Annotated in this window: 5 protein-coding genes; 1 reads left to right on the top strand and 4 read right to left on the bottom strand. The window is 69.3% G+C overall.

The features are described 5' to 3' along the window. Positions 1-212 precede the first annotated feature (212 nt). The 4 genes from ITP53_RS10250 to ITP53_RS10235 form a co-directional block, all read right to left on the bottom strand. Positions 213-1,922: a tetratricopeptide repeat protein gene (locus tag ITP53_RS10250; protein WP_328814346.1), complete on the bottom strand. Its 1,710-nt coding sequence runs from the start codon at positions 1,920-1,922 to the stop codon at positions 213-215. 197 nt (positions 1,923-2,119) lie between these two features. After that, entirely contained in the window at positions 2,120-3,379 is a 1,260-nt protein-coding gene (locus ITP53_RS10245; RefSeq protein ID WP_195895097.1) for a DMT family transporter, read from the bottom strand. A 298-nt stretch (positions 3,380-3,677) separates the two neighbouring features. Then, positions 3,678-4,166: a GNAT family N-acetyltransferase gene (locus ITP53_RS10240; RefSeq protein WP_195895096.1), complete on the bottom strand. Its 489-nt coding sequence runs from the start codon at positions 4,164-4,166 to the stop codon at positions 3,678-3,680. Further along, positions 4,163-5,710, bottom strand: a complete 1,548-nt coding sequence (locus ITP53_RS10235) for a tetratricopeptide repeat protein (RefSeq protein WP_195895095.1) — start codon at positions 5,708-5,710, stop codon at positions 4,163-4,165. The genes ITP53_RS10240 and ITP53_RS10235 overlap by 4 nt, the downstream gene beginning before the upstream one ends. Before the next feature lie 276 nt (positions 5,711-5,986). Here ITP53_RS10235 and ITP53_RS10230 point away from each other — a divergent pair, with 276 nt between their 5' ends. Continuing rightward, positions 5,987-6,271 carry a hypothetical protein gene (locus ITP53_RS10230; protein WP_195895094.1) on the top strand — a complete coding sequence of 95 codons (285 nt, stop codon included), beginning with the start codon at positions 5,987-5,989 and terminating at the stop codon, positions 6,269-6,271. Positions 6,272-6,661: the final 390 nt, after the last annotated feature.

The raw sequence follows: 6,661 nt of genomic DNA, 5'->3' as shown, positions 1-6,661 counted from the left end.
CTCATACCCCAATGCTCCCATCAGCCGAGACGCCCGACCCGCCGCACCGCTGCCCCCATCAGCCGGAATGCTCGGCCCCCGTCAGCGGGAATGCGCGGCCCACCGTCGTCTGATCCCATCAGCCGGAATGCTCGGCTCCCGTCAGCCGGGATGTTCGGGCCACCGTCGTCTGATCCCATCAATCCGGACGCTCCGCCCACCGTCCGGCCCCGTCAGCCGGGATGTTCGGCTCGGTGTTCGTCGGCCTCGGCCTCCGTCGCCCGTCCCAGCGCGCGCAGGGCGACGGCGCGGTTGGCGTAGAGGTCGGGCTCGGGTTGCAGCACGATGGCCCTGGTCAGGTCCTCGACCGCGCCCTCCGGGTCGCCGGCCGCGTACCGGAGCACCCCTCGGTTCCCCCAGGCGGACGCGAGCGCGGGCGCGCGGTCCACGGCCAGGTCCAGCGCCGCCCGCGCCTCCGCCAGCCGCCCCGCCGCCGTCTCCAGCTGGCCCAGCACCGTGAGCAGGTACGCGTTCCCCGGCGCGAGGGCGAGCCCCGCCGAGACGTCCGCCCTGGCCTCCTCGTCCCGACCGGCCGCGGCCAGCAGCCCGGCCCGGTTGATGTAGGCGTCCACGTAGCCGGGGTCGAGCTCGATCACCAGCCCCAGATCGGCCAGCGCGCCGTCGAGATCCCCCCGCACGGTACGCAGCTCCGCCCGGTTGTAGTACGCCTCGGGCATCGGCGGCCCGGCCAGGATCGCGCGCTCGAAGTCGGCCAGCGCCTCCTCGTACGAGCCCAGCTTGAACAGCAGGTTCCCGCGCTCCAGGTAGTGGTCGGGCACGGCCGGGTCCATCGCGATCGCGCTCGCGTAGTCCTCCAGCGCCTCCTTGGTGCGCCCGAGCGCGGCCAGCAACTGCGCCCGGTTGGCCAGCAGCACCATCCGGTGCAGCGGATGGCGTTCCCCCAGCTCGCGCGCCAGCTCGATGGCCGACTCCACCAGCGCGAGCGCGGCGTCGAGCCGGCCGCGGCGCAGTTCGATCAGCGCCAGGCCGTTGCGGTCGAAGCCCAGTTTGAACGCCCGCTCCGCCGGGTCGGGCAGCAGGCTGGAGATGGCGATGGCCTCGTTGATCCACCCCTGGGCTCTGACGAGGTCCCGGCGCGCGGGGTCGGGGTGGCGTGCGTCGAGCATGGCGGTGCCGTACGCGCCGGCGGCGTGCATCGCCGGGTCCTGGCTGGCCCGGCGCACCCGGTCCCACAGCTCACGGGCCTCGCCGGTGCGCCCGAGCCCGCCGAGCGCGGTCGCCGTACGCTGGGCGAAGCGCCACCAGCGCGTACCGCCGGGCTCGGTGTGGGACAGGCCGCGCTCTCCCAGTTCGACGACGGCGTGCAGGAACCCCTCCCGCGTGCAACGGTCCACGAGCACCCATAACTCGTCGATGTCCCGCTGGTCGGGCGCGGGCTCGGGGCCGCCCGAGTACACCATGATCGTGAGGGTTCGGGGCGAGATCCGCCGCGCCATGACATCGAGCAGTTCGATGTCCGTCGGGTCGGCCTCGGCGCCGTTGCACACGACCAGCGCCCGCCCCGGCCGCACGACATCGCGTACGAACTCCGCCAGCCCGTTGGCCAGCCGCAGCGTACGGCGAGGCGCCGGCACCAGGATGCGCTCCTCGTCGGACAGTCCCACGTCGATGGTGACCCGCCTGGCCCGCACCAGCCCGCTCAGTTCGGGCGCCGCGGCCAGGATCTCGATGTCGTGGGCCGCCACGAGGCCGGCGGCACGTTCCACGGCGGCAGGAACCAGGTGGCGCAGCAGCGCCGCGGCGACAGTGTAGGGGCCGCGCGGCCCGCGATGCCCGTCGATCACCGGCATCAGCAGCCGCGCGGCCCCCCATCGGGCGGGTGGTTCGCCCTGCACTCTGAGGTGGGACCTCTCCTCAGTCACCCCTTGTGAATGACGCTGGAGGTCCCGGCGAGCCTCGCGGTTCCAGGCTTGCGGACAACGATGCGCTTCATGACGTACCTTTCACTCGGGGGATAACTCCCCATTATTAGCGCACCCCACCGAATATCAAGATTTATTGTGAATAAGTGGTGGACTAATGGATAAGAACCACTTGCCTTTTGAGCGGCATTTGTAGCCTATTCGGATCGAAACCAGCGGAGTCTGGCCATCCTCCTGGTCCGCTCGGGTTCGGCCTGTCCCATCAGGTCGCACAGGCAGCGGCCGAGCAGCGTGACGGACTGGCAGCAGCCCGGCCCGTGCACGTGCTGCGCGCGGATGATGCTGGTCGCCCGCTCGATCAGCCGCTCCAGACTGGGCTCCCCGCCGCCCTTGAGCGAGCGGGTGTGCCAGGGGCACGACTCGACGTCCGCACAGGCCGCCTTGGCGACGAACGGCACGGGAGAACCGCCGAGCGGCAACCGGTCCACCCGCTTGACTCGCAGGTCGGCCAGCGCCCGCGCCGCCCTGCGCGAGACGAAGAGCAGGTCGGCGTTCCTGCGCCGGTCCACTGGAGGCGCGCTCCGCTCCGGCACCGCGAGCAGCATCGCCACCGCCATCAGGCCCCCGCCCACGACCATGCTCCAGCCGACCTCCTCGTCGAACCAGATCACCGCGATCGCGGCCACCCAGAGGGGCTGCGACGACATCAGGATCTGGCTCGGCACGGCGGGCACGTGCGCCTGCCCGTACGAACGCGCCAGGAACCCCAGCGCGCACGAGACCACGGACAGATGCGCCAGGACCAGCCAGTCAGGCGGGCTGTCCGGCAGGCTGATCCCCTCCCGCATGGCGAACCCCCCGGTGAGCATCCCGATGGTGAAGAGCTGGATCACGGTCAGCGCGTACGGCTTGAACGCCCCACGCCTGGAGAGTCTGGCCAGCATGAGCGTGTGGCCGGAGTAGAGCGCGGCCGCGGCGAGGGTGACCCCCAGCGCCGGCACCGAGACCTCGTGCTCCTCCGACCCGCGCAGCAGCGTGAACACCGTCATCCCGGCCAGCGCGAGAGCGACGCCCGCCCAGACCCTGCGCGGCGCCTTGGACTTGAACAGGACGAATGCGAGAATCGGCGTGATCACGACGCTGCAGCCGACTGCGAAGCCGGACACGGCCGAGGGAAGGCTGTCCAGCGCGATGGCCTGAGCGGTCTGTCCGACCCCGAACATGACCCCCAGAATGACCCCGTTGATCCACGTCTCGCGCGGAAGCCCCCGTAGGCAGCCCGGCTTGATGAGGAAGAGCGTCAGTGCCGCGATCAGGTAACGCTCGGTGAGCAGATCCTCTACTGGTAACCGATGGATGAGATCTTTCATCAGCGGGAACGCCGACCCCCAGGCGGCGCTGACGAACAGGAGAAGCACGGCTCCGAGGAGGGGTCGTGGAGCGGGCCTGACTGCCATGCCGGACAGCATCTCACTACTATTCGCAGCCAGAGATGTACAGGGAGCAGCCGGTGATGTTCCTCTACCACTCGGAGTTAAGAGCCTCACCCGCGGGTTCGTACATCCTTATCCGCTCGTGCAGCGAACCGGCAATTTCCGCCATATCCCTCATGAGATTCGTGCACAATTTCGCGCGCTCGCGGCCGGGTCGGCCACCGTGAACGGGTGACTCGTAAGGCGCGGGGTCGGCGGCGACGTCACGCCGACAGCGGGGACGGAGAGGGGGACGGCCTCGGGAGGGGGCGGGGCCGTGCGTCTAGAGCTCGAGCATCGCCGGGCCCACCAGGCACTTCGCACCGTAGATGACGATCAGATCGCCGACCTGGTGCCGGGAGAGCTCGCGCCAGCCCTGGCGCTCGTACAACGCCAGTGCGGCTCCCTGATTGAGGGTCGTGTCGCCGATGACGCTGTGGAAGCCGAGCTCCCGCGCGCGCTCCTCCAGGGCGATGAGCATGGCGGCGCCGAAGCCGCGTCGCTGGAATTCGGGATGGACCCGCAGCCGGCAGACTTCGGCCGTCCTCGTGTCGACGGGTTTCAGCCCGCCCATGGCGATGACCCGCGAGGCCACCTCACCGACCAGGAAGTCGCCGCCGCAGGCCAGATAGACCTCCTGGATGCGTGGGAAGTCGTCGTCGTAGTAGACACCGTCGCCGGGGACCAGGCCGACCTCGGCGAGACAGATCCGGTGCAGCGTGAGGATGGTGTCGAGATCGGACCAGCGATAACGCCGGATCTTCAGCTTCACGCACCTCCCCCCTTCGGTTCGAGCCGCCTGGGCCGGCGCAACTGCGCCTGGTAGGCGTCCAGGCCCTGGTGACCGGGAGCACACGAGATGAACGCCCGCTCGAGCAGCGCGGCGGGCCTGACGATGAAATCGGTGAGGTAATCGTTGCTGACCATTTCCATCGCCCGGGTGGCGATGGAGATCGCCTCGTCGACGTCGCCGTCGATCAGCTTGCACTGGGCCTGGTCGAGCCTGATCAGCGTCTGGTCGAGGATGTGGTCCTGGTACTTCTCCAGCGCCTGGTCAAGCACGACCTCGGCCTCGATCGTCTGGCCGAGCTTGGTGAGCACGTCGCCCTGGTAAAAGTAGAGCTGCTTCTCCGTGTAGCCGAAGGCGACGTCCTCCTTCTCCTCGTTCTTCATGTGCGTGAAGGCGTTCCTGGCCCGCGCCAGCGCGCGCTTGGCCTGGTCGACGACCTCCTTCTTGCTGTCGGCGCCCGACAGCATGGCCAGCGCCCTGGCCTCCACGACCGGGGCCATGGCCTGCGCGGGGCACGGCGTCGAGCCGGCCAGGTCGCGGCTCTGCTTGGCCAGGTGGATCGCTTCGCGGGCGTCGCCGAAGTAGAGGGGCACGAGCGACTCGCGAGCGATGATCCACGCGCGCAGCGCGCGGTCTCCCGTCTCGTCGGCCGCGGTGCGGCCGGTGCGGAAGAACGAGCGGGCCAGCCGGTGGTCGCCGAGGTTGATCATGATCATGCCGCACAGCCCGGAGAGCTGGGCGGCCATCCTGCACAGGCGCTCCTGCAGGTCGATCGGCTGACGGCGGGACATGGCCGTGCGTACGGCGCTCAGCTCGAGCAGCACGTCGCACAACAGCCGCAGCGGCGCCGTCGTGGTGTACTGGCGGCCGAAGCTGTAGGTCGCCTCCTCCCACTGGTCGAGCATCGCGGCGGAGACGGTGGCCGAGACGAGCGTCTCGTCCATGCGCCGTCTGATGCCCTCGGCCGCACCGAGCACCGGTCCATCGAGCTCGTCGGGGGACGTGCCGTCGGTCTTGAGGAGGTTTAAAAGTTTACGCCGGAGGATGTTCTCGTCCTCCTCGGCGTCGGGCTCGGTCACCATCGGCGAGATCGTCAGCTCCCGCTCCGTCGGCAGCAGGGGACGCTCCTCGCCGCCCAGCACCCCGGGCATCCGGTGCCCGTGACCGCAGATGCACGGCCCGTCGAAGCCGAGCGCGAGCGGCTCGACCCGGTAGACGGTGCACAGGTAATGCATGTATTCGGGCCCTGGACGCTTGAGCCCGCTCTCATAGGCCGAGAGCAGCGTCTCCCCGATGCCGGGCGTCGGCTTCTTGTCGCGCTCGAACAGGGCTCTCACCTGCTCGATGACGTCGGCCAGGGCGATCCCGTAGGAAAGCCGGTGTGCCTTGATCCGAGTCGTGTTGAACTGCGTCGTGCACGTCTCGTGGATCTCGTCGGCGATCTGAGCGGTGGTGTGCCCAGCGGCCAGGCCCCTGGCCCGTATTCGCCGCGCGATCTCCGTCTCCCTGTGTTGTCTGCCGGACATCCCGGCCCCTCTCACGAATGTGTCGACCGGTCCGCAACTGGTGACTGAGCGTAGCCCGGATGTAGCTGTGCGCCTACCCATGACTATGAACTAATGAGGACGGCTTGGAAACGCCCTCCTCAAGATTAGGGATAAGGATCGTCCTCCGAGGGACTGTTTCTTACATCCCACGAGGGAGAAGCGACTCCCCCCGCACTGGCACCCCTCGTTGCACGCGCCCTTGACATAAGACATGTTGGGCCCCACACCGGCAGCGATTCCGAGGGAGGACGAACGGTGGGGGACGACAACTTCGAGCACCTGGAGCGTCTGGTGTCCGAACTCGACGCTCGCGGGTTACTTGCACGAGTGGTCCAGACCCAGAGCGGACGCAGGTTCGTCCGGGTGATCAACCCTAACGCGACGAGCCTCGCCGAGAACGTCACCTGTCGGCCGACAGCCGTATCCGACATTCCGGACTGGTGGTACTGCTGGTCCTGGGGTGAGCGGATGCACACGGCCGACGACCCGGCTGGTGCGGCGACGAAGGTCGCCCGCGTACTCGCCGCGGTGGGAGAGTGACGACGCGGTGAACCGGGTGGAGCGCAGCCACCGCGGCTCACCGTACCCACCGCGGCCTCACTGGGCCGGCGGAGTGATCGGTGCGGAGGGCCCCGCCGGGGCCCTGGTCACTCCGCCGGCTCCGGCCTCGCGCCGCCACCGGCTCGTACGGTCTCGCGCACCCTTCGCACAGAGCCACCCGTCCGGTCCGCCGGGCGGGTGTTCGGGGGATCCCTCCCGGAACCGGTACGGGACATGCTTCCGGGTGCGTGTCCCGTACCGAGCCGTCCGTCATTGGAGCGCCGGCTCTCTCCCTCCGCGGCCCAGAGAGCCCGGCGACCCCGTCTTCCCCGGCGTGATGTGACGGCGGGCGGTTCGGTCGGCGGTATTTTTGGATCGAAACGGTCCAAT

The sequence above is a fragment of the Nonomuraea cypriaca genome (assembly GCF_015645445.1).
GTDB classification, from domain to species: Bacteria; Actinomycetota; Actinomycetes; order Streptosporangiales; family Streptosporangiaceae; genus Nonomuraea; species Nonomuraea cypriaca.
This window is presented reverse-complemented; position numbering and strand designations above follow the sequence as displayed.

Bases quoted from the DNA above. Each gene is read 5' to 3' on its own strand.
- ITP53_RS10245 (WP_195895097.1), bottom strand. From the start codon at position 3,379: ATGGCAGTCAGGCCCGCTCCACGACCCCTCCTCGGAGCCGTGCTTCTC.
- ITP53_RS10235 (WP_195895095.1), bottom strand. From the start codon at position 5,710: ATGTCCGGCAGACAACACAGGGAGACGGAGATCGCGCGGCGAATACGG.